The sequence below is a fragment of the Pseudomonas sp. B707 genome (assembly GCF_022496685.1).
Lineage (GTDB): Bacteria > Pseudomonadota > Gammaproteobacteria > Pseudomonadales > Pseudomonadaceae > Aquipseudomonas > Aquipseudomonas paraglycinae.
The window spans coordinates 1-22,079 of record NZ_WTVE01000031.1 but is presented as its reverse complement, the minus strand read 5'-3'; the positions used below and the strand labels follow the sequence as shown (position 1 = coordinate 22,079).

20 protein-coding genes are annotated in these 22,079 nt (G+C 61.4%); 8 read left to right on the top strand and 12 right to left on the bottom strand.

Features of this window, described 5'->3' with window-relative positions; all coding sequences use genetic code 11:
* Positions 1 to 68: 68 nt before the first annotated feature.
* Both GQX66_RS19100 and GQX66_RS19095 read right to left on the bottom strand, forming a co-directional pair.
* Entirely contained in the window at positions 69 to 785 is a 717-nt protein-coding gene (locus GQX66_RS19100) for a TorF family putative porin (RefSeq protein WP_085747175.1), read from the bottom strand.
* A gap of 217 nt (positions 786 to 1,002) precedes the next feature.
* Positions 1,003 to 1,191: a hypothetical protein gene (locus tag GQX66_RS19095; RefSeq protein ID WP_016985943.1), complete on the bottom strand. Its 189-nt coding sequence runs from the start codon at positions 1,189 to 1,191 to the stop codon at positions 1,003 to 1,005.
* A 351-nt stretch (positions 1,192 to 1,542) separates the two neighbouring features.
* Between GQX66_RS19095 and GQX66_RS19090 the strand changes: the two genes are divergently transcribed.
* The 3 genes from GQX66_RS19090 to GQX66_RS19080 all read left to right on the top strand — a co-directional run bounded on the left by GQX66_RS19090 (position 1,543) and on the right by GQX66_RS19080 (position 3,987).
* Positions 1,543 to 2,379 (top strand): S1-like domain-containing RNA-binding protein, encoded by an 837-nt coding sequence (locus tag GQX66_RS19090; RefSeq protein ID WP_085747174.1) that lies wholly within the window; start codon positions 1,543 to 1,545, stop codon positions 2,377 to 2,379.
* A 45-nt stretch (positions 2,380 to 2,424) separates the two neighbouring features.
* A complete protein-coding gene (locus GQX66_RS19085) occupies positions 2,425 to 2,829 on the top strand; it encodes a DUF2177 family protein (RefSeq protein ID WP_240870474.1) in 405 nt (134 codons plus the stop codon).
* A 225-nt stretch (positions 2,830 to 3,054) separates the two neighbouring features.
* Positions 3,055 to 3,987 carry a DMT family transporter gene (locus GQX66_RS19080; RefSeq protein WP_102686003.1) on the top strand — a complete coding sequence of 311 codons (933 nt, stop codon included), beginning with the start codon at positions 3,055 to 3,057 and terminating at the stop codon, positions 3,985 to 3,987.
* Here the strand turns inward: GQX66_RS19080 and GQX66_RS19075 are convergent.
* Positions 3,932 to 5,113 carry an MFS transporter gene (locus GQX66_RS19075; RefSeq protein WP_102686004.1) on the bottom strand — a complete coding sequence of 394 codons (1,182 nt, stop codon included), beginning with the start codon at positions 5,111 to 5,113 and terminating at the stop codon, positions 3,932 to 3,934. The two genes, GQX66_RS19080 and GQX66_RS19075, sit on opposite strands and share 56 nt — an antisense overlap.
* Before the next feature lie 104 nt (positions 5,114 to 5,217).
* Here GQX66_RS19075 and GQX66_RS19070 point away from each other — a divergent pair, with 104 nt between their 5' ends.
* Positions 5,218 to 6,111, top strand: a complete 894-nt coding sequence (locus GQX66_RS19070) for a LysR substrate-binding domain-containing protein (protein ID WP_240870470.1) — start codon at positions 5,218 to 5,220, stop codon at positions 6,109 to 6,111.
* Positions 6,112 to 6,253: 142 nt separating this feature from the next.
* Positions 6,254 to 6,382 carry a PA1414 family protein gene (locus GQX66_RS28515; protein ID WP_003184145.1) on the top strand — a complete coding sequence of 43 codons (129 nt, stop codon included), beginning with the start codon at positions 6,254 to 6,256 and terminating at the stop codon, positions 6,380 to 6,382.
* Between the two features lie 94 nt (positions 6,383 to 6,476).
* Here GQX66_RS28515 and GQX66_RS19065 read toward each other — a convergent pair whose 3' ends face one another.
* The 6 genes from GQX66_RS19065 to speB form a co-directional block, all read right to left on the bottom strand.
* Positions 6,477 to 6,725 carry a hypothetical protein gene (locus GQX66_RS19065; protein ID WP_007956577.1) on the bottom strand — a complete coding sequence of 83 codons (249 nt, stop codon included), beginning with the start codon at positions 6,723 to 6,725 and terminating at the stop codon, positions 6,477 to 6,479.
* Between the two features lie 43 nt (positions 6,726 to 6,768).
* Positions 6,769 to 7,494 (bottom strand): MBL fold metallo-hydrolase, encoded by a 726-nt coding sequence (locus GQX66_RS19060; RefSeq protein ID WP_102717551.1) that lies wholly within the window; start codon positions 7,492 to 7,494, stop codon positions 6,769 to 6,771.
* Positions 7,495 to 7,578: 84 nt separating this feature from the next.
* On the bottom strand, positions 7,579 to 8,958 hold the full coding sequence (locus GQX66_RS19055) for a sodium:solute symporter (protein WP_240870468.1): 1,380 nt from the start codon (positions 8,956 to 8,958) through the stop codon (positions 7,579 to 7,581).
* Positions 8,959 to 9,037: 79 nt separating this feature from the next.
* Positions 9,038 to 10,549 (bottom strand): cytosine permease, encoded by a 1,512-nt coding sequence (locus tag GQX66_RS19050; RefSeq protein WP_085747168.1) that lies wholly within the window; start codon positions 10,547 to 10,549, stop codon positions 9,038 to 9,040.
* 55 nt (positions 10,550 to 10,604) lie between these two features.
* Positions 10,605 to 11,027, bottom strand: coding sequence for a nuclear transport factor 2 family protein (locus GQX66_RS19045; RefSeq protein ID WP_240870466.1), 423 nt, complete (start codon positions 11,025 to 11,027; stop codon positions 10,605 to 10,607).
* 10 nt (positions 11,028 to 11,037) lie between these two features.
* The gene (gene speB, locus GQX66_RS19040; protein ID WP_007956591.1) at positions 11,038 to 11,988 is read right to left on the bottom strand and encodes an agmatinase; all 951 of its coding nucleotides are present in this window, start codon (positions 11,986 to 11,988) and stop codon (positions 11,038 to 11,040) included.
* A gap of 430 nt (positions 11,989 to 12,418) precedes the next feature.
* Between speB and GQX66_RS19035 the strand changes: the two genes are divergently transcribed.
* Both GQX66_RS19035 and GQX66_RS19030 read left to right on the top strand, forming a co-directional pair.
* Positions 12,419 to 13,312 carry a LysR family transcriptional regulator gene (locus GQX66_RS19035; protein ID WP_007956593.1) on the top strand — a complete coding sequence of 298 codons (894 nt, stop codon included), beginning with the start codon at positions 12,419 to 12,421 and terminating at the stop codon, positions 13,310 to 13,312.
* 4 nt (positions 13,313 to 13,316) lie between these two features.
* On the top strand, positions 13,317 to 13,910 hold the full coding sequence (locus GQX66_RS19030) for a DTW domain-containing protein (RefSeq protein ID WP_240870465.1): 594 nt from the start codon (positions 13,317 to 13,319) through the stop codon (positions 13,908 to 13,910).
* 167 nt (positions 13,911 to 14,077) lie between these two features.
* Here GQX66_RS19030 and GQX66_RS19025 read toward each other — a convergent pair whose 3' ends face one another.
* From GQX66_RS19025 to GQX66_RS19015, 3 genes are all read right to left on the bottom strand, one after another.
* Complete coding sequence (locus GQX66_RS19025) at positions 14,078 to 15,439, bottom strand: HlyD family type I secretion periplasmic adaptor subunit (RefSeq protein ID WP_085605682.1); 1,362 nt, start codon at positions 15,437 to 15,439, stop codon at positions 14,078 to 14,080.
* Between the two features lie 10 nt (positions 15,440 to 15,449).
* Positions 15,450 to 17,609, bottom strand: coding sequence for a type I secretion system permease/ATPase (locus GQX66_RS19020; protein WP_102686009.1), 2,160 nt, complete (start codon positions 17,607 to 17,609; stop codon positions 15,450 to 15,452).
* Positions 17,610 to 17,789: 180 nt separating this feature from the next.
* Positions 17,790 to 19,148, bottom strand: coding sequence for a TolC family outer membrane protein (locus GQX66_RS19015; RefSeq protein WP_064383226.1), 1,359 nt, complete (start codon positions 19,146 to 19,148; stop codon positions 17,790 to 17,792).
* A gap of 531 nt (positions 19,149 to 19,679) precedes the next feature.
* Here GQX66_RS19015 and GQX66_RS19010 point away from each other — a divergent pair.
* Positions 19,680 to 22,079: retention module-containing protein (locus GQX66_RS19010; protein ID WP_240870463.1), on the top strand; the 2,400-nt coding region annotated here is incomplete at its 3' end.

The following is a 22,079-nucleotide window of genomic DNA, read 5'->3' as shown; positions in this document are numbered from 1 at the left end:
CTTGCGAAAGCCAGCCTTGAGGGTCTGATGCTCATGTGAACGCAGGATGGCCCCGGCAGTTCAGCCAATCAATAGAACGCGCGTTCGGCCTTGAGCGTGACCAGCCCGTCGCACTGACTGTTATGCCCGGAATAGGCTGAGCAATCGCTGCCGCTGAGGCTCGAATTGCTGTAGATCAGGTCGAGGTCGATGCCCATGAACGGCCGGGAAAATTTCACCGACCAATCGGTAAAACTGCTGACATACCCCCCGTCCACCGAGACCGGCGTGTTGAGCTGATGGGTGGTGTATTTCATGCTGATCCCGATGCCGAACGGCTGATTGCCGCCCAGGTCGGCAAACAGGGTGTTGTTCTGTTTGTCCGGATCGTTGCTCAGGGCGATGCCGATTCGGCTGCCGAGCAAGGTCAGGCCACCGAACAGTTCCTGGCTGTCGAGGGTGTCGACCTTGGGATAGCTGTAATGGATCATCCCGACTTCGTAGCCGAGGGTCTGATCGAAAGGTTGTTTAAAGCCGACGTAGGAATCGATTTCGAGATTCTTCCCCGGCGTGAGGCCCATGCTCGGTGCGTACTGACCGACATACAGGCCGCTGTCGTGACTCAAGTCCAGGCCGCCGTGGAACGAGCCGACCGCCGAAGGCTTGACCAGCCCCTGGGCCATGCTGCGGCTGGGCGTGGTGCCGAGCTTGAGGTCGAAGTCACCGAGCTCACGCTGGAAAATTTGCGCGTGCGCCACCGGGCTCGCCAGCAGGCCTACAAGCAATAAACAGGAAGATTTGAGCATGCGTCACTCCTTGAGCAGCGAGCGCAGGTGCGACAAACCTGCTGAAACGCTTGATCCAGACGCGTGCAAGGATACCGGCGAATGATCGGCATCGAGGGCCGTTCGTCGATTTTTGCAGTTTTGAATGTTTGATTAAACGTAAGAAAGGTCTTGCGAGGGATTCCGGTCCAGACGCTTCGAAGCTCAAAGCGCCTTTGGACAGGTGTACTGCGGGGTGTTACTTCTTGCCCAGGCTGATCTGCTTGGACGGGCCGAACGTCTGGCCGCTGACGCCCTTGGCAATTTGCTGGATCTCGCCGCCGGACTTGAGGAATGCCGCGATCTGATCGTTGATCGATTCGCTGGTTTCAACGGCTGGAGCTGGCTTTGCTTTGCTGGTGGATGCTTTTACACGCATGGCGGCCATTAACCTGTAGAAAAGTAACTCGGCCAAGCATCGTACAGGAATAACTTGACAATTGCTTGGTAAATATCCCTCGGAATAACCCAGCGTGCAGGTGGATTATTCTCGATTAATTATTCGAAATATCCTGCTAACCTGCTGTTTTAAATAACAACATTTATTCGATTTGAGGATGCTGGCCGGCCTCGGGATCAGGCAAAAGCCGTCACGCTGGCCTGACGAGTGGCGCGCGTGCGGCGCGAAATCCAGGAAAATCAAGGCCTCCCGCAGATTTTCACTCGGCCGTCCGATCTGGCGACCGACGAACCCGGCAAAACCGGGTAGAATGCCGCCCACGCAATGAGGGTATTGGAAATGGCTTTAGTCGGGCGTTACAACAGTTTGCAAGTGGTTAAACACACTAACTTCGGTTTATATCTGGACGGCGGTGCCGACGGCGAAATTCTTTTGCCCAACCGTTATATTCCTAAAGATATTCCCAGCGAAGATGAAGACTGGCTCAATGTTTTCATTTATCTGGACAGTGACGACAAACTTATTGCCACCACTGAAAAACCAAAAGTCCAGGTCGGTGAATTTGCCAGTTTGAAAGTTGTTGAAGTCAACAGCATCGGCGTGTTCCTCGACTGGGGCCTGCCGAAGGATCTGCTGCTGCCTTACTCCGAAGAAAAACGCCAGATGACCGCCGGCGAGTACTGCGTGGTGCATGTCTACCTCGACAAGCACACCCGCCGCATCACCGCGACCGCGCGCCTGGATCGTTATCTGGACAAAACCCCGGCCAACTACAGCGTGGGCCAGGAAGTTGATCTGCTGGTGGCCGAATCCACCGACATGGGTTTCAAGGCCGTCATCAACAACAAGCACTGGGGTCTGATTCACAAGAATGAAATCTTCAAGTTCATGCGTTCCGGCATGCGCGAGAAAGGCTTCATCAAGGAAGTGCGCGCCGACGGCAAGATCAGCCTGAGCCTGCAACCGGTGGGGCAGGAAGCAGCCAGCAGCCTGAACTCGAAGATCCTCTCCAAGTTGCGCGAAAACGATGGCACCCTGGCCGTCAGCGACAAGAGCGATCCGGCGCTGATCAGCAGCCTGTTCGGTGTCAGCAAGGGCAACTTCAAGAAGGCCATCGGTTCGTTGTACAAGGAAGGCAAGATCGTCATTCACGCCGATCGCATTGAACTAACCTGAGCCTGACGTGGCCCATGTTGCATGGGCTTACTTGAGGTCGGGCAGATGAAAAAACCACTGATTGCCTACGTCGCCACGCTGCTGACGTTTCTTCTGCTCGACGGCGTCTGGCTTGGCGTGCTGATGGCGCCGACCTATCGCGAACTGCTCGGTTCGCTGATGCTCGAAAAACCGTTGCTGGTGCCAGCAGCGGTTTTTTATTGCCTGTATGTTTTCGGCTGTGTGGTGTTCGTGGTGTTGCCGTCGCTGACCTGGCAACGCGCCGCCCGGATGGGAGCGCTGCTCGGGCTGGTCGCTTATGGCACCTATGACCTGACCAACTGGGCGACATTGCGCGGCTGGTCGACGCAGGTGTCGCTGATGGATTGGGCCTGGGGGACGTTCGCCACGGCGCTGGCCTGTACGGTCGGATTTGTTGTGGCCAGCCGGTTTGGCAGATCAGCTCGTTGATCTTGGTCGCCTGACCTGACGCCATCGCTGGCTTGCCAGCGATTGACGGCGCAGTCGTCAGCCATTCTCCGCTGACGTTGCGGGAGCATGAAATGTCTTTTCCAGACGGCTTTTTCTGGCTGACTGGTTAATAATCCACTCACTACTTTTCGCCCCGGACAAAGAGCCGGGGCTTTGTTTGACCATTGGAAAAACTGCCATGTTGTATGTGTTAGAGGTGTCGAGGTGAGCGTCAGTCGGCGCAGTGCCGACGGGTTTGCCCTGCAAGTGATGATCGGCCTGTGCCTGATCTGGGGCGTGCAGCAGGTGATGATCAAGTGGGCGGCGACCGACATTGCGCCGGTGATGCAGGCGGCGGGGCGGTCGGGGATATCCGCGTTGCTGGTAGGACTGCTGATCTGCTGGAAGGGCGGCTGGGATCAGGTCGGCGCTACCTGGCGCGGCGGCTTGCTGGCCGGTGCCTTGTTCGGGCTCGAATTCCTGTTCATCTCCGAAGGCTTGCAGTTGACCACCGCCGCGCACATGTCGGTGTTCCTCTACACCGCGCCGATCTTCACCGCGCTGGGCGTGCATTTTCTGTTGCCGAGCGAGCGCCTACGACCGGTGCAATGGGTTGGGATCTTCCTCGCATTTGTCGGCATTGCCATCGCGTTTGCCGGCGGCGTGTCGTGGGACAACCTCGACCGCCGGATGTTGATGGGCGATGCCCTCGGCGTGCTGGCCGGTGCCAGTTGGGGCGCGACCACCGTGGTGGTGCGCGCCTCGCGCCTGTCCGAGGCGCCGGTGACCCTGACCCTGTTCTATCAACTGATCGTCGGTTTCATCGGCCTGTTGCTGATCGCGCTGCTCAGCGGCCAGATCACCCACGTCAGCCTGACCGTCGTGGCCGTGGGCAGTGTGCTGTTCCAGGGGCTGGTGGTGTCGTTCTTCAGTTACCTGACCTGGTTCTGGCTGCTGCGCCGTTATCTGGCGGCCAACCTCGCGGTGTTTTCCTTCATGACACCGTTGTTCGGCGTCACGTTCGGCGTGGTGCTGCTCGGCGAAGAACTGAGCCTGAACTTCATCATCGGCGCCGTGCTGGTGTTGCTCGGCATCACTTTCGTCAGCGCGGAACAGTGGGTGCGTCGGCGTTTGCGCAAAGCCCTCGGTCAGCCGTAACCGATTTGCAGGCCAGACCGCCGGCAATCAGCAGACCGCTGCCGGCAATCACCAGCGCCGGTTGCAGGCCGCCGCTGAAATGGCTGCTGACCGCCGCCAGCAACGGCCCGCTGAGTTGACCGACGGCGAAGCACGCGGTGAGCAGGCCGGCGTTGCGCTGGGTGGCGTGGGGCGCCAGTTCCCGGGAGCGTTGCATCACCAGTTGCATGCAGGCCAGGAACGGCGTGCCGCACAGGACCACGCCCAATGCCAGACCGAGGCCGCTGCCCAACAGGCAAGCGAACACCCCGGCAGCCTGCAGCCACAACGTCGCCATCAACCAGTGCCGGGTGGTTTGCGGATCGTGCCGACGCAAACTTACCAGCAAAACGCCAATTGCGGCACCGAGGCCAAAGCACGGCCAGAACAGATCGGCCTGCCACTGCCCGTGAAATTGCGCGTTGGCCATCTGTGACAGAAACGTGGCCGGGATGATGTAGCCCACGCCATACAAGGCATACACCGCCGCCAAGCGCCCAATGCCACGATTTGATGAACTCACGGCAGCCGGCACGACCGGCACACCGCCGCCCGGTTGCGGCAGGATCCGCACGATTCCCAGCAACATCACCAGCGCCACGGCGGCATAGATCAGCCACAGAGTCGCGGAAGTCTGCTGCGCCAGATGTGAGAACAGCGCCAGCAATCCCGTCAGAAAAATCCCCAGCCCCGGCCCGGCAAAGACCAGCGCGCCCAATCGCGGACGACCCGCCGCCGCAGCCAGCGGCTGACTCAACGCAGTAATCATCACCAGCACCCAGGCACTCGCCACACCGGTACCGAAGCGCAGCAACAAATGCGACCAGAAACCGTTGGCCCAGAACGATGCCAGCGTCAGCAACACACACAACCACAGACCGCCGTGCAGGCGCCGCTGCACTTGATCCGGCCGGCGGGAAAACATCGCATCCACCGCGCCGAGCAGATAACCGAGGTAGTTGGCCGCCGCAATCAGACCGGCGGCAGTCAGGTCGATCTGCCCTTCACTGAGCAGGTGCGGCAATTGCGGGGTGAGGGCGAAACGCCCGATGCCCATGGCCATCATCAGGGCAATGAAACAGGCGGATAAGCGAATCAGCGGTGACATGTTCTGAATTCCGTTGGAGGTTCAATGACCGTCAGGCTAGGACTGATTGACTTTCTTTAAAATTGAATAATAGTGAGTAACTTGTTCTGTTCAGGAGAAAGGTTGTGGAGTTCAGCCAATTGCGGATCTTCCAGGCCGTGGCAGAGGAGGGCTCGATCACCCGCGCCGCCGAACGTTTGCACCGCGTGCCGTCGAACCTGTCGACCCGGCTCAAACAGCTGGAGGAGCAACTGGGTGTCGAACTGTTCGTCCGTGAGCGTCAGCGTTTGCAGTTGTCGCCTGCGGGAAAAGTCCTGCTGGACTACACCGGCAAACTGTTCGCCCTTCGCGATCAGGCGAGTGCAGCGGTGATGGGCGGGCAACCGGCGGGGGATTTCGTGCTCGGCACGCTGTACAGCACGGCGGCGATCCATTTGCCGGCGCTGCTGGCGCGCTATCACAAGCAATATCCGGCGGTGAATCTTCAGGTGCAGTCCGGGCCCAGCGGTGAATTGCTCGAAGGCCTGCTCACCGGGCGTCTCGACGCGGCGCTGGTGGACGGCCCGCCGCAATTGGCCGGGATCGACGGTGTGCCACTGTGCAACGAACGGCTGGTGCTGATCAGCGAGGCCGATCACCCGCCGATACGCAGCGCCAGGGATGTCGAAGGTCGGGCGGTATTCACCTTTCGCCATGGCTGCGCCTATCGTGCACGGCTGGAAGCGTGGTTTGCCCACTATCAGGCGGCGATGGGGAGGGCGATGGAGATCGAGTCCTATCAGGGCATGCTTGCCTGCGTGATTGCCGGCAGTGGTGTGGCGCTGATGTCGGAGTCGATGCTCGCAAGCCTGCCGGGGCGCGAAAGCGTGGCGGTGCACCCGCTGGCCGAGCCTTTTGCCAGTGCGACAACATGGCTCATGTGGCGGCGGGGCATGGTCGGTGCCAACCTCAACGCATGGATCGAACAGCAGCAGACGCTCTATCCCGTGGCTGGCGAAGACGTGCGGGAAACGGCTTGAACGTACGGTCAGGGATTTGGATCAATTCAGTAACAGATCATTGCGGATTTGGCCGAGCATTGCGTAGGACTTCGGACTATTATCAGTGCGAAGCGGCCTCAGAATTCCGGACGCTCAGCACCACCCTGAAGGGGGCATGACGATGAAAGAGAAAATTCAAAACTGGCTGCACGATTTGGGTGTTGCCCTCGGCTTGATCGAACCGCCTCTGCAACCGGTCCCGATTCGCACCGATGACGAACAGCGTCGGCGTCAGCCACGTCGGCGGTAATGCCCCGCTTTGAAGGATCAAAGGATTTAAACGACAAAAGATCGCACCCGGCTGTCGCTCCATTGGAGTGGCGGGCGGGTGCGATCTTTTGTTTTCAGTGACGCCCGATTTCCATCAGAAACCGGCTCAGGTCATTCGCGGTCTTCGCGGTCTTGAGCATCCGGTCCTCTTCGGCGGTGAAGGCCGTCAGTCCGAATTCATCTTCCAGATGGAAGATCAGATCCTCGATATCCGCTTTTTCCAGCCCCAGCTGCGCGAGGCTGGTGTTGTCGTCGAATTCACGATTTTCCAGCAGGCGCAGGATGAACCGGTGCACGGCAGCACGCACGGCAGCTCTTCTCATGGCAGATCTTTGTGTTGTTAGTCTGACTGAAGTACAGCAGGCCTCAGGCGTGGCGGCGCAACCATTCGTCAATCATCCCGTGCAGATGCTCTGCGGAAAAACTGCCGAAGTGACCGCCATGCACGGTGCGAATCTTCAGAGCCTGTAAGCGGCGCAGGCTGGCGGCGTAGTCGTCGAGGTTGGAATGGTAGGCGTCTTCGATCAACGGCCCGTCGTAAATGATGTCGCCGCTGAACAGGGTTTCGCTGGCCGCTTCGTAGAGGCTGATCCCGCCCGGTGAATGGCCCGGCGTGTGCAGCACCTGCAACGCGCGGTTGCCCAGGTCCAGCACATCGCCATCCTCGACAAAACCGGTGGCCGGCGCAGCCTTGACCCGGTATTCGGCGTAGCACAACGGGCAATCCGGGTGCGCTTCGAACATGTCGTCGCCGACGAAGGCCCGGCTCAGATCATTCTCACCATCCGGCGCCGCCAGAATGTCCGCCTCGGCCGGATGTACCAGCCGTTCGGCAAATTCGTGGTGCCCGGCGATGTGGTCGAAATGGCAATGACTGGCCACCGCCACCAGCGGTCGTTCGGTCAGCCACGGCAGTTGTTCGCGCAGGCTGACCAGGCCGGAACCGCTGTCGAGCAGCAGATCCTTGTCCCGCCCCTGAATGTGCCAGAGGTTGCAGCGATAGAACGGGCGGATGAACGGCTCGTGAATCAGCCGAATGCCGTCGCTCAGGGTTTGCACTTCGAACCACTGATCGCGAGAAACAATCTTCATCAAGCATTTTCTCCAGACGAAAAAAACGGGTGTGGCAACCGACGCCACACCCGCCGAAGAAAGCATCAAGTCGTTATAGCGAGCTTAGACCGCGCTGGCCACCGGGGCAGGGCGACGGGAAAACAGGCTGACCACCACAAAACTCACCAGACCCACAGCCAGGCTGTAGTAGATCGGCGTGTTGGCATCCAGACCGTCCTTGAACATGAACAGCAGGGCGGTGGCGAAACCCAGGCCCATGCTGGCGATGGCGCCGGCAGTGGTCGCGCGTTTCCAGAAGATCGCACCGATCAGCGGGATCAGCATGCCGCCTACCAACAGGTTGTAAGCGAGGGTCAGAGCGCTGATCACGTCGTTCACAACCAGAGCAATACCCAGCACCACGACACCGGTCAGCAGGGTGAACAGACGGTTCACACCCAGGCTCGACTGTTTGCCGCCACGCAGTTTCGGCAGCAGGTCTTCGGTCAGGGTGGTGGCAGCGGCGAGCAGGCCGGCGCTGGCGGTGGACATCATCGCGGCCAGGGCAGCGGCGATCACCAGACCACGGATGCCGTCCGGCAGCGACAGTTTGACGATCGCGGCAAAGGCGTTGTTGACGTTGTCCAGATCCGGGATCAGCACATGTGCAGCCATGCCGATCAAGGCACAGGCCAGACCGTAGAGGATGCAGTAGATGCCCGCGAAGCTACCGGCGTACTGAGCGACTTTTTCGTTCTTGACGGTAAAGACCCGTTGCCAGATGTCCTGACCGATCAGGATGCCGAAGAAGTAGATCATGAAGTAGGTGATGATCGTGTCCCAGCCGATGGTGGTGAAGCTGAAGGCAGTGGCCGGCAGTTTCAGCACCAGTTCATCCCAGCCGCCGACGCGGTACAGGCAGATTGGCAGGAGGATGAACATCAGGCCGACGGTTTTGATGATGAACTGGACGATGTCGGTCAGGGTCAGCGACCACATGCCGCCGATGGCCGAGTAGATCACCACCACGCCACCGCCGAGCAGTACCGAGATCCAGAACGGCAGGCCGAACAGCACTTGCAGCACGGTGCCGATGGCGAGGATCGAGGTCACGCCGATCATCAGCGCGTAGGCCAGCATGATTGCCGCGCTGGCCGAGCGGGCCATCGGGTTGTAGCGTTTTTCCAGGACCTGGGTAACGGTGTAGATCTTCAGTTTCAGCAGCGGCTTGGCCAGGAACAGGTTCAGCGCCACGATGCCGCAACCCAGTGCCGCGCACAGCCAGAAACCGGAAGTGCCGTGCACGTAGCCCAGGCGGACGGTACCGACGGTGGACGCGCCACCGAGAACGGTCGCGGCCATGGTGCCCATGTACAGGCTCGGGCCGAGGTTACGCCCGGCGACCAGGAAGTCCTCGTTGGTCTTGGCCTTGCGCATGCCGAAGTAGCCGAGCAAGAGCATGCCGGCGGCGTAGATGAGGACGACGAATAAATCCAAAGCCATGATGGCGTGTCTCCGATTGTCTTTTTTATGGGGTGGAACACTGTGGGAGAAGGCTGACCCCCACAGGCGATTCGTTTATTCAGGCAGCCTGACGCAGCGCCGCTTCAGCCGGCGCATGCGCGCCTTTGCTGCGGGGATCCTTCGGGCCGTAGACCAGCGCCGGTTCCGGGAACAGGCTCAGCAGCATCAGGTACATCACCGACGCCAGACCGAGGGTCACCAGCAGGCTGATGTCGATGCCGCCGGCCAGTTCACCCAGCGGGCCGACGAACTGCCCCGGCAGGTTGACGAAGCACAGGCCGACCGCCGCGCTCGGGATCCACGCGCCCAGGCCACGCCAGTTCCAGCCGTGGCTGAACCAGTAGCGTCCGCCTTGCTCGCCGCGCGTGAACACTTGCAGGTCGTCCGGGCAGTAGAAGCCGCGACGTACCACCAGGCCGATGATCATGATCACCATCCAAGGGGTGGTGCAGGTGATGATCAGCACGGCGAAGGTCGACACGCTCTGCACCAGGTTCGCCGCAAAGCGCCCGATGAAGATGAAGGCAATCGACAGCACACCGATCAGGAGCGTCGCCTTGACCCGCGACAGCAGGCGCGGGAACACGCTGGACATGTCCAGCCCGGTGCCATACAGCGATGTGGTGCCGGTGGACATGCCGCCGATCACCGCAATCAGGCACACCGGCAGGAAGAACCAGCTCGGCGACACCGCGAGCAGACCGCCTACGTAATTGTTGGCCGCGATGTAGTCCGGCGCCTGGATCGCGACGATGGTCGCGGTGGTCAGGCCGAACAGGAACGGGATGAAGGTGGCGATCTGCGAGAGCACCACCGCCGCCATGATCCGCTTGCGCGAGGTCTCACGCGGGATGTAGCGGGCCCAGTCGCCGAGGAACGCGCCGAAGGAAATCGGGTTGCTCATGGCCACCAGCGCGGCGCCGATGAACGCGGCCCAGAAGCCCGGCTGGCCGAGGCTGACGGTGCCGGCGTAGTGCGAATCGAAGGGACCGGCGAAGGCAAAGATGCCCAGCAGGAACAGCAGGCTCGCGCTCCACACCGCGACCTTGTTCACCCACAGCAGGAAGCGGAAGCCGTAGATGCACACGGTCAACACCAGAATCGCGAACAGACCGTAGGCCAGGCCCAGGGTCAGGTCGGTTTCCGGCAGGCCGATCAGGCGTTTCGCACCACCGATCAGCGCATCTCCCGAACTCCACACCGAGAGCGAGAAGAAGGCGATGGCGGTCAGCAGCGACAGGAACGAACCGACGATCCGCCCGTGCACGCCGAAGTGCGCACCGGACGACACGGCATTGTTGGTGCCGTTGAGCGGACCGAACAGGCCCATCGGTGCGAGGATCAGCGAGCCGAGCAGCACGCCCGAGACAATCGCCCAGACGCCCGCCTGAAAGGACAGGCCGAACAGCACCGGGAAACTGCCGAGCACGGCGGTGGCAAAGGTATTCGCGCCGCCAAAGATCATGCGGAACAAGTCCACGGGACCGGCGGTGCGTTCGTTGTCCGGGATCTGTTCGACCCCGTGGGTTTCAATCTGCGTAAGGCTTTGGTCTTTGTTGTTGTTATTCATGATCTGCTCCGATCATAAAGGCGCGCTCATCGTGCGTGAGCGTCACCTGTCTTGGCTAAGGGGATGGCAGCCCTTCCGGCATTGCGGACAAATGTTCGTGGCAGGCCAGCCAATGGCCTTGTTGTTCTAGGCTTGACGCTTGTTTCTTGAAAACAATCGTCTCGCGCTCCTGGCTGAAATGTCGCTCCCCTTGCATGCGCAGCTCGGTGGCCACGTCATGGATGAAAATCGCCACGTCACCCTGCAGGCTGACGAAGGCGTTGCTCGAGGTGCAGGACAGCACCTCGAAGCCATCCTCGGCGCGCCAGCTGTCCCACAACGCCTGATAGGCATCGCGCGACAGCAGGGGCTGTTCGAGGGTGTAGAACACGAAGCTGGCATCGGCGCTGAACGCGCCGAAGTAGGCTTCGCGATCGTTGCGGGCGAAGGCGGACACCAGATCGGCGGCCGCTTTCAGAACCTGATCACGTTCGTTCATGACCCGACCCTCAGCGGTGGACGACGCCCGGCAGTACGCAGAGCATTTCGTACAGCAGGTTGGCGGCCAGCAGCGAGGTGTTGCCGGTGGTGTCATAAGCGGGCGAGACTTCTACCAGATCGCAGCCGATCAGGTCGAGGCCCTGACAGCCGCGAACGATTTCAATCGCCTGAATGGTCGTCAGACCACCGATTTCCGGGGTGCCGGTGCCAGGCGCCCAGGCCGGGTCGATGCCGTCGATGTCGAAGCTCAGGTACACCGGGCCGCCACCGACTTTCTCGCGCACTTCGGCCATCAGCGGTTCCAGCGACTTGTGCCAGCACTCTTCGGCCTGCACCACGCGGAAGCCCTGATCGCGGCTCCAGTTGAAGTCGTCAGCGGTGTAACCCTGCGCACGCAGACCAATCTGCACCACGCGGTCGCAGTCCAGAAGGCCTTCTTCGACGGCGCGACGGAAGGTCGTACCGTGGGCGATCTTCTCGCCGAACATGTGATCGTTGACGTCAGCGTGGGCATCAATGTGTACCAGACCGACCTTGCCGTGCTTTTTGTGGATGGCACGCAGGATCGGCAGGGTGATGGTGTGGTCGCCACCCAGGGTCATCGGGATCACGTTGTGCTCGAGGATGTTGTCGTAGGCTTCTTCGATGATGCGCACGGCGTCGAGCAGGTTGAAGGTGTTGATCGCCACGTCACCGATGTCGGCAACCGACAGCGAGTCGAACGGCGCAGCGCCGGTGGCCATGTTGTACGGGCGGATCATCACCGATTCGGTGCGGATGTCGCGCGGCCCGAAGCGGGTGCCGGGGCGCAGCGAAGTACCGATGTCCAGTGGCACGCCAACGAAGGCGGCGTCCAGACCGGCAGCGGTCGGTACATGGGGGAGTCGGAGCATGGTGGCGATGCCGCCGAAGCGCGGCATTTCGTTGCCGCCCAGTGGTTGGTGAAGAATCTTGTCCACGGGTAGGGCCTCATCGTCTTTGTTTTATTTATGTCGGCGCACCGCATTCGCAAGGGGCACGGGCACCGCTGTGGGCCGATTCTGCGAAATGTAGTGGGGCGGAAGAATCGCTACGGGCAAATACTTAGTTCAGAAATTTCTAAACTAATGATGTGGGTGGAGATAGACTTTGTGCGCCTTGGGGTTTGTGATCGGCTGAACATCGCTGCCCTCACCCCAGCCCTCTCCCGGAGGGAGAGGGGACCGACGGAGTTGTTTTCCAGAGGGACATCGACCTGAAATATCGAGTCGAGCTCAGGAGAGTCCTGAGGCAGACGCAAGATTTGAAGGCCATGGAGATCGGCTCCCTTTCCCCCTCGCCCCTCTGGGGAGAGGGTTGGGGTGAGGGGTGGATTGACCAGACAACACAGTTCCAAAGCCCGGAGTAGACATGGCCAACGCTTTACCCGACCTGAAACTGTTGCGCATCTTCGTCAGCGTCGTGCGTCATCAGGGGTTTGCCAACGCGCAGCAGGAACTCAACCTGTCGACCTCGGCGATCAGCACCTACATGAGCCAGCTCGAAGCCGCGCTCGGTCTGGTGCTGTGCCATCGCGGGCGCGGCGGTTTCAGCCTGACCAGCAAGGGCGAACTGTTCCATCAGGAAACCCTGCGCCTGCTGGCCGAACTCGAAGGTTTCGAGCAATACGCAGCAGCGCTCAAGGGCGAATTGCGCGGCACGCTCAACCTCGGGGTGATCGACTCGACGGTCAGCGACAAGGCCCTGCCGTTCGCCGAAGCCATCGGCGCCTACAGCCAGGAACACCCGGCGGTGCATTTGCATCTGTCGGTGATGAGCCCTTACGAACTGCAACTCGGCGTGCAGGACAACCGCCTCGATCTGGCCATCGGCGCATTCTCAACGCGCATGAGCGGTCTGGTGTACATGCCGCTGTACCGCGAGCAGCACTGGCTGTATTGCAGCAGCCGTCATCCGTTGTTCAACGAGCGGCGGATTCCCGAGCAGGTCATCACCCAGCAACGCATGGTCGGACGCGGTTACTGGAGCCAGGCCGAACTCGCACGCCACGGTTTCAAACACAGCGCCGCGACCGTGGAAAGTATGGAGGCGCAGCTGATTCTGGTGCTGTCCGGCGCCTACATCGGTTATCTGCCGGAGCACTACGCCCAGGCCTGGGCCGATAAGGGCGATCTGCGGGTGCTGCTGCCGGCGACCTTCGGTTATCAGGCGCCGTTTTCCATGATCATGCGCCGTGGCCGCAGCCGCGAGCCGCTGATACAGACTTTCCGCGACCTGCTCAAAGCGCAGCTCAATCAGGCCTGAGAACATGTCCAGACCCCAATGCCCGCGCTGCCTGCGCCCACAAACCCATTGCCTTTGCCCGCTGATCCCCAGCCTCGACAGCCGCACCCGGGTGTTGCTGTTGCAGCACCCGAGCGAGGTCAATCACGCGCTCAACACGGCTCGGCTGGCGGCGCTCGGTTTGAACAATGCCGAGCTGATTGTTGGCGAAGTGTTCGAGGATCTGCCCGCGCTGCTGAACCGGCCGGGGTATCGGGCGCGGTTGTTGTTTCCGGCAGACGATGCGCAACCGATGCAGGCTTACGCCGCGTCCGATGAACCGCTGTTGCTGGTGGTGCCGGATGGCACGTGGCGCAAGGCGCGCAAGATGCTGCACCTCAATCCGCTGCTGGCGGCGTTGCCACGGGTGACTTTGGCGGAGGGTGGGGTGTCGCGGTATCGGCTGCGCAAGGCACCGGGGCCGGGGGCGTTGTCGACGATCGAAGCGATTGTTCAGGCGTTGCAGACGCTGGAAGCGCCGACGTCGTTCGAGCCGTTGCTCAAGCCGTTCGAGGCGTTGATCGAGGGGCAGATTGCGGCGATGGGGGAGGAGACTTTCCAGAAGAATCACGGTGGCTAATCGGACGGGTACTGATCGCCTGATCGTTCCCACGTCGAGGCGTCGAACCGTCCGCGTGGGAATGCCGCCCGTGACGCTCCGCGTCCCTTCGCGACGATGACGCAGAGCGTCACTGGATGCATTCCCACGCAGAGCGTGGGAACGATCAACGTGAGAGCGATCAATCACTAGCGTTCGCGCATCGCCTCGGTCCGGGCCTTCAGCACCGGTTTGAGCAGGTAATCCAGCACGCTTTTTTCTCCGGTGATGATGTCCACCGTCGCCACCATCCCCGGAATGATCAGCAGCGGTTTCACATCCCCGCCCAAATGGTTTTTGTCGGTTCGCACCTGGATCAGGTAGAAGCTGTTGCCCTTGTCGTCAGTGATGGTGTCGGCGCCGATCAGCTCAAGCTTGGCGCTGAGCCCGCCGTAGATCGTGTAGTCGTAGGCGCTGAACTTGACCATGGCTTTCTGGCCCGGATGCAGGAACGCCACGTCCTGCGGCCGGACCTTGGCCTCGATCAACAGGTTGTCTTCCAGCGGCACGATTTCCACCATGTCGCTGCCCGGCTGCACCACGCCGCCGATGGTGTTGACCTTCATCTGCTTGATCACCCCGCGCACCGGCGAAGTCACGGTGGTGCGGCTGACGCGGTCGTCGATGGCGATGCTCGACGCGGTGATTTTCGACAGGTCGGTGCGTTTCTCGTTGAGCTCCTTGGCCGCTTCGGAGCGGAAGGTCTGTTCCGATTCGTCGATCTTGCTCTTGATCTCGTTGATCGCCGATTCGGCCCGGGGAATGGCGAGCGTCGTGGCATTCAACGAACCGCGAATTTCCACTGCGCTACGACGCAGGCGGAGAATCTCCACGGGCGAAACCGCGCCGGTTTTCACCAGCGGTTCCGACATGTTCATTTCCTGTTGCAGCAGCGCCAGGCTCGAACTGTATTGCCCCTGTTTCGACCGAAATTCCGCCAGTTCCTGCGCCTTCTGCCGCAGTTGTTCGCTGAGGGTCCGTTGCTCGCTGGCCAGCCGCCGTTGACGTTGCTCGTACAGCGAGCGCTCGTCCTCGGCGACTTGCGGGGCCTTGGCGATCACCTCGTCCGAGAGCTTGAACGGCCGGCCTTCGGCTTCGGCGGACAAGCGTTCGACCTGCGCGGTCAGGGCATAACGATCGGCCTCGCTCTCACCCTTGTTCGACAGAAACCGCGTGTCATCCAGCCGCAGCAAGGTGTCGCCCTTGCTGACCATTTGCCCTTCACGGACGAAGATCTCGGTGACGATCCCGCCCTCGAGGTTCTGGATCACCTGGACCTTGCTCGACGGAATCGCCTTGCCTTCGCCCATGGTCACTTCCTGGAGCACCGCGAACTTGGCCCAGACCAGCGCACTGATCAGCAGCGCCGCCGCCAGCCACACGGTGATGCGCGACCAGCGTGGCGAATCCTGCAACGAGGCGCCGGCGGTTTCCGGCATGAATTCGGCTTCGGCGCTTTTACCGAAGCTGTCGAAATAACCGCGGGGTTTTGAAGAGGAAGAAGCAGACATGGGGCAACTCCTAGACCGCTGCCGAGCCGACCCGGCCCTTGCGCAGTGCATCGATGACCGCTTCTTTCGGACCGTCGGCGACGATCCGGCCGTTGTCCAGTACCAGCAACCGGTCCACCAGGCTCAGCATCGAGGTGCGGTGGGTGACCAGCAGCAAGGTTTTGCCCTGTACCCAGCCGTGCAGCTTCTGGCGCAGGACGTCTTCGCTGCTGTTGTCCATGGCGCTGGTGGGTTCGTCGAGCAGCATGATCGGCGGGTCTAGCAGCAGCGCCCGCGCCAGTAACACCGCCTGGCGCTGGCCGCCGGAGAGCAATTGCCCGCGCTCGCCAACCGGCCGGTCGAAGCCTTGCGGGTGCTGCCGTGCAAGCTCGGTAACGCCGGTCAGTTCGGCCACTTCAAGCATCCGCGAATCGCTGATGTAGCGCGCGCCGAGGGTCAGGTTGTCGCGCAGACTGCCGGCCAGCAGCGGCAGGTCATGGGCGACGTAACCGATCTGCTGGCGCAGGTCGGCGACATCCAGCTGCCGCAGGTCGAGGCCGTCGAGCAGCAGCTGGCCTTCTTCCGGTTCGTAGAAGCCCATCACCAGCCGCGCCAGGGTGCTTTTGCCCGAGCCGCTGCGGCCGATGATACCGATCCGCTCGCCGGGTTTGACGCTGAAGCTGACGTTGTTCAGGGCCGGCGCGTTCTGGCCGTTGTAGTGGAAGGTCACCGCGTTGGCGTCCAGCGCGCCTTGCAGTTGCGTGCGCTCCAGTGGCCGTTGTTTGCCGTCGCGCTCCTGAGGCAGGGACATCAGCGCGTCGGTGCTTTTCATGGTCAGTTGCGCTTGCTGGTAGCGGGTGATCAGCCCGGCGATCTGGCCCAGCGGCGCGAGCACGCGGCTGCCGAGCATGTAAGTGGCCACCAGTGCGCCGACGCTGAGGTTGCCGGCGATGATGCTGTAGACCCCGGCCACAATCGTCGCCATCCCCGAAAACTGCTGGATGAACAGTGTGCCGTTGGTGGCCAGCGCCGAGAGATTACGGGCGTGGCTGTCGAGGCGGGTGAGGGCGCCATGGGTGCTTTCCCATTTGTGCTGGCGCTCGCTTTCGGCACTGCACGCCTTGAGGGTTTCCAGGCCGCCGAGGGTTTCGATCAGCAACGCCTGACGCTCGGCGCCGAGGCTCAGGCTTTTCTGCACGGTGTCGCGCAGGCGGGCCTGAATGATCATCGCGAACACGATCGTGATTGGAAACGCCAGCAGCGGAATCACCACAAGCCAGCCACCGAGCAGGCCGATCACCACCAGCATCAACACCACGAAAGGCAGGTCGATCAGGCTGGTCAGGGTCACGGCGGTGAGAAATTCGCGCAGGCCCTGGAAATCATGAATGCTCTGGGCGAATCCGCCGATGGTCGCCGGCCGGGCCTTCATCGACATGCCGGTGATGCGCTCGAATAAAGTCGCGGAAAGGATCACGTCGGTCTTCTTGCCGGCGGTGTCCAGCAGATGCGCACGTACCACCCGCAGCACCAGTTCGAAACCGGTGCCGATCAACAGCCCGATGGCCAGCACCCACAGGGTCGACGTGGCCTGGTTCGGCACCACGCGGTCGTAGGTCTGCATGACAAACAGCGGCACCATCAGGCCCAGCAGGTTGATCAGGAAACTGGCGAGGATCGCGTCGCTGTACAGCCATTTCGACAGTTTCAGGGTGTCGCGAAACCACGCCTGCACCCGTGGCACCAACGGTGAGCGCAAGTCCTCCAGTTCATGCCGGGGGCGGGCGAACAGAGCCTGGCCGCTGTAGTGTTCGGTGAGTTCTTCACGGCTGACCCATTGCTCGCCGCCGTCGGCTTCGCTGGGCAGGATCAGCGCCTTGCCGTCTTCGGCAAAACGTCGCAACACCGCCGTACGCCCGTTGCCCAACAGCAACAGCACCGGCAGGTTCAGCGGTGAAATGTCCTTGAGTTCCCGACGCAACAAGCGCGCCTGCAACCCGGCCCGGGCGGCGGCGCGGGGCAGCAGGTCCAGGCTCAGGCGTTGTTTGTCCAGGGGCAGCCCGGCGCTCAGGCTGGCGCGACTGACCGTCGCGCCATGGAGTTTGCAGAGGATCAACAGACCGTCGAGCAACGGGTCATCGAAGCTCAGCCGCGGATCGATCCCGGCGTTACCGGGTTGCATGCTGGTCATATTGATCGCTCCCCTGGCATTACTTCAGTTGATCGTTCCCACGTCGAGGCGTCGAACCGTCCGCGTGGGAATGCCTCTAGGGACGCTCCGCGTCCAGTGACGCGGAGCGTCACGGGCTGCATTCCCACGCGGAGCGTGGGAACGATCAGATCACAGCTTTCGGCAGCTCCGGCAGAGTGGTTATTTCAGCTCGGGCAAGCGCGCTTCGTTCTTCACCTCGGTCGCAGCAATCGCATCGGCCGGCAGCACCACGCGCTGCTTGCTCAACAACTGGCCCATGTTCGCCAGCACGCGGTACATCGAATATTCCTCGGTGTAGCGGATTTCGGTGTAGCGACGGTTGGCGTTGTACAGCTCGTTTTCACTGTCGAGCACATCGAGCAGGGTGCGCTGGCCGAGGCCGAACTGATCCTGATACGCGGCGCGTACACGCTTGGTGGTTTCAGCGTATTCGCGGGCGGTCGGGGTCTGTTTCTTGGCGTTGAGCATGGCGTTCCACGCCAGGTGAATGTTCTCGTTAAGCTGACGCAGGGCGTTGTTGCGGATGTCCATCGCCTGGTTGATCTGGTGCGCGTCGGAGGCCAGTCGCGCCTTGTCGCTGCCGCCACGGAACAGGTTGTAGTTCATCACTACGCCGACCCGCCATTCGTTGTCGTGGCCTTCGTCACCCTGCACGTTGTTGTTGGCGCCGACGGCGGCTTCGGCATCGAAGCGTGGGTAGAACGGCGACTTGGCGACTTCGTACTGACTCTCGGCCGATTGCACGTCGGCCTGGGCAGATTTCAGGTACGGGTTGTTCTCGACCATGCTCTGCTGGGCTTCAGGCAAGGTGGCGGGCAATTCGCCGCGGGTAGAGGCCGGGGTTTCCAGCTCATCGGGCATACGCCCGACCACGCTGTAGAAGTTCGATTCGGCATCCGCCAGATCGACTTCGGCGGTGTCGAGGTTGTTCTGCGCCAGCGCCTTACGGGCGACCGATTGATCGGAGTCGGCGGTGCTGCCCACGCCACGCTCGGTGCGCAGGCCGATCTGATCGTTGACGCGCAAGTGCGCCTGCAGGTTGTTCTTGGCCAGGGTCACCAGTTCACGGCGCTTGAGCACTTCGAGGTAGACCTCGATGGTGCGCAGGGCCAAATCCTGGGCGGTGCCTTGCGCGTAATAGGCGCGCGAGTTGGAAACGCCCTTGGTGCGTTCGACTTCGTTGGCGGTGTTGAAACCGTCGAACAGCATCTGCCGCAGCCGCAGCTCGGACTGGGTGTAGTTGAGGATTTCGGTGTGGTGGTTACCGAAGGCCCGGGTGTTGGTGTTGTCGCTGTAGCCGCGCCCGTAAGCAGCGTTCAGATCCACCGACGGATAGAAGCCGCCCTTGGCGACCTTCACCTGTTCATCAGCTGACAGGCGCGCGTCCACGCGCGAGGCCAGTTCCGGGTGGGTGGCGATGGTGCTCTGGATCGCTTCGGTGAGGTTCATGGCCTGGGCTTGAGAAGTGCAAGCCATGGCCAGCAAAACCGCGCTGCAGAGGGGGGTTAGTACGCGCATGGGTGCATCTCCCTGAGTCCTGATGGTGTTTCGCTGTCGCCAATTTATTGACGATATTTTTAGTAAAAAGCGTTTCATGCCTGTAACAACAGAGCTAAGAACATCCTGAAGCGTAGCTAAGAAAAAATTTTCATAAGGGTTATGCCAAAAAAAACTTATGCGGTTCGCCAAATCCAGCACATTGTTCCACTCGAAAGCCTTTGTTTTATGCGCTTTAGGGAGCACAGAAAGGCTTGAGGAAAGTTCCACTCACTTTGCGACATACGGCGAAGTACTGCTAAAGGGGAGGGACGCGTAGCGGCTGATGAGCGACAGTTTTTTGTCACTCGGGTGATTCACCACCGTTACGTAGCGCTAGTGGGCGTGCTGCATCGAACAGAGATTCCAAGTGCCTGATGGCGCTGGCGTTTCTGGATTTGCGCAACCTGCGAAACGAACTGTCGAGGTGCGAGCGTCGCCCCGACAACCCGCTTGAGCCATGGGCTGCTTCGCGAACCAGCGCCGACGGTGGTCGGCAGCGGAGGAATGCACATGGCAACGCTCATCGGGATCGTCACTAAAGTCATTGGTCAGGTTTTCGCTCAGTCGGCGGACGGCACTCGTCGCGCACTGGTCGAAGGCGATCGGCTGTTTGCAGGGGATCAATTGATCACCGGGGCGGAGGGGGCGGTTGCCGTTCATCTGCAAAACGGCCAGGAACTGACCCTCGGCCGCGACAGCAGCCTGACCATGACCGGCCAGTTGCTCGCCGATCAGGCGGCTCACGTCAATGCACCGGAAGCGGTGACCCCGAGCGAGTCGCAACTGACCGACGTCGAACAGATCCAGAAAGCCATTGCCGCCGGCGATGACCCGACCCAATCCGCCGAAGCGACCGCGGCCGGCCCCGGAGCCACCGGTGGCGCGCCGGGCGCGCTGGGTGGCGGTCACAGTTTCGTGTTGTTGACTGAAGTGGCGGGCCGGGTCGATCCGGTCATCGGTTTCCCCACCGCCGGTTTCAATGGCATTCCCGAGTTTCCCGAAGAACGCCACAACGCGGTGATCGACAACGGTGACGACACCGCGCCGATCGCTCCACCACCACCGCCAGTCAACACTCCGGTAACACTCACCGGGCTGTCTGTTGCCGGTGGCGAATTGAATCTCAACGAAGCCAATCTGCCCGACGGTTCCGCCGCCAACCCTGGCGCGCTGACCCAGACCGGCAGCTTCACGGTGTCGGCGCCGGACGGTCTGAGCAGCCTGAGCATCGGCGGCATCAACGTGATTGTCGGCGGCGTGCCGATCGATTTCCCGCAATCGATCACCACACAACTGGGCAACACCCTGACCATCACCGGCTACAACCCGGCCACCGGCACGGTCAGCTACAGCTACACCCTCAACGGCAACGAAACCCACGCGGCGGGCGACGGTGCCAATAACCTCAGCGAACAATTCACCGTGATCGCCGGCGACAGCAATGGCGACACCGCCACCGGCACGCTGGACGTCAACATCACCGACGACGTGCCGAAAGCGTTCGATGACAACAACGGTACGGCGACAGAGACTCAACTGACGCTGACCGGCAACGTGCTGACCAACGACGTGCAGGGCGCCGACCGCGTACCCGTCGGCGAAAACGCCGGCCCGATCACCCCCGGTACATTCGTCGGGACTTACGGCACCTTGGTGCTCAACGCCAACGGCACCTACACCTACACGCTGAATACCAGTGATGCGGACTTCAAGAATCTGCATGGCGGTGGCAATGGCACCGAGACTTTCACTTACACCCTGACCGATGCCGACGGCGACACCAGCACCGCCAACCTCGTGCTGCAGATCCACAACAACGACGATCCAGTGATCATCAACGGGTTGAACGTCGAGGGCGGTGAACTCACCGTTTACGAGAAAAACCTCGGCGACGGTAGCGCCCCGGATTCTGGAGCACTGACCCAGAGCGGCACCTTCACCATCACCGCGCTGGACGGCGTTACCACGCTGACCATCGGCGGCATTGCCGTGGTCACCAACGGCGTGGCAGCAGGCTTCCCGCAATCCACCGTCACCCCATTGGGCAGCACGCTGACCATTACCGGCTTCAACGCTGCAACCGGCGTCGTCAGCTACAGCTACTCCCTGGTCGACAACGAGGCGCACCCGACTGCCAATGGCGCCAACGTGCTCAACGAGCAATTCGCCGTGACCGTGGTCGACGACAACGGCACCACCGCCAACGCCACGCTGGACGTGAACATCGTCGACGACCTGCCGAAAGGCGTGGACGACAGCAACGCCGGGACTGCCTCGGAAACCAATCTCACCTTGAGTGGCAACGTCCTGACCAACGACGTGCAAGGCGCCGACCGCGTACCGACCGGCCCGAATGCCGGCCCGATCACGGCGGGCACTTTCACCGGGACTTACGGGACTCTGGTGCTGAACGCCAACGGCACGTACACCTACACGCTGAACACCAGCGACGCCGATTTCAAAGCACTGCACGGCGGCGGCAACGGCACCGAGACCTTCACCTACACCATCACCGATGCCGACGGCGACTCCAGCACCGCAAACCTCGTGCTGCAGATCCACAACAACGACGACCCGGTAATCATCAACGGCCTCGACGTGAATGGCGGAGAACTCACCGTCTACGAGAAAAACCTCGGCGACGGCAGCAGCCCCGATGCGCCAGCCCTGACCCAAAGCGGCACCTTCACCATCACCGCGCTGGACGGCGTCACCACACTGACCATCGGCGGCATCGCTGTAGTCACCAATGGCGTGGCAGCAGGTTTCCCGCAATCTACCGTCACTCCCTTGGGCAGCACACTGACTATCACCGGTTTCAACGCTGCAACCGGCGTCGTCAGCTATAGCTACACCCTGGTCGACAACGAAGCGCACCCGACTGCCAATGGTGCCAACGTGCTCAACGAG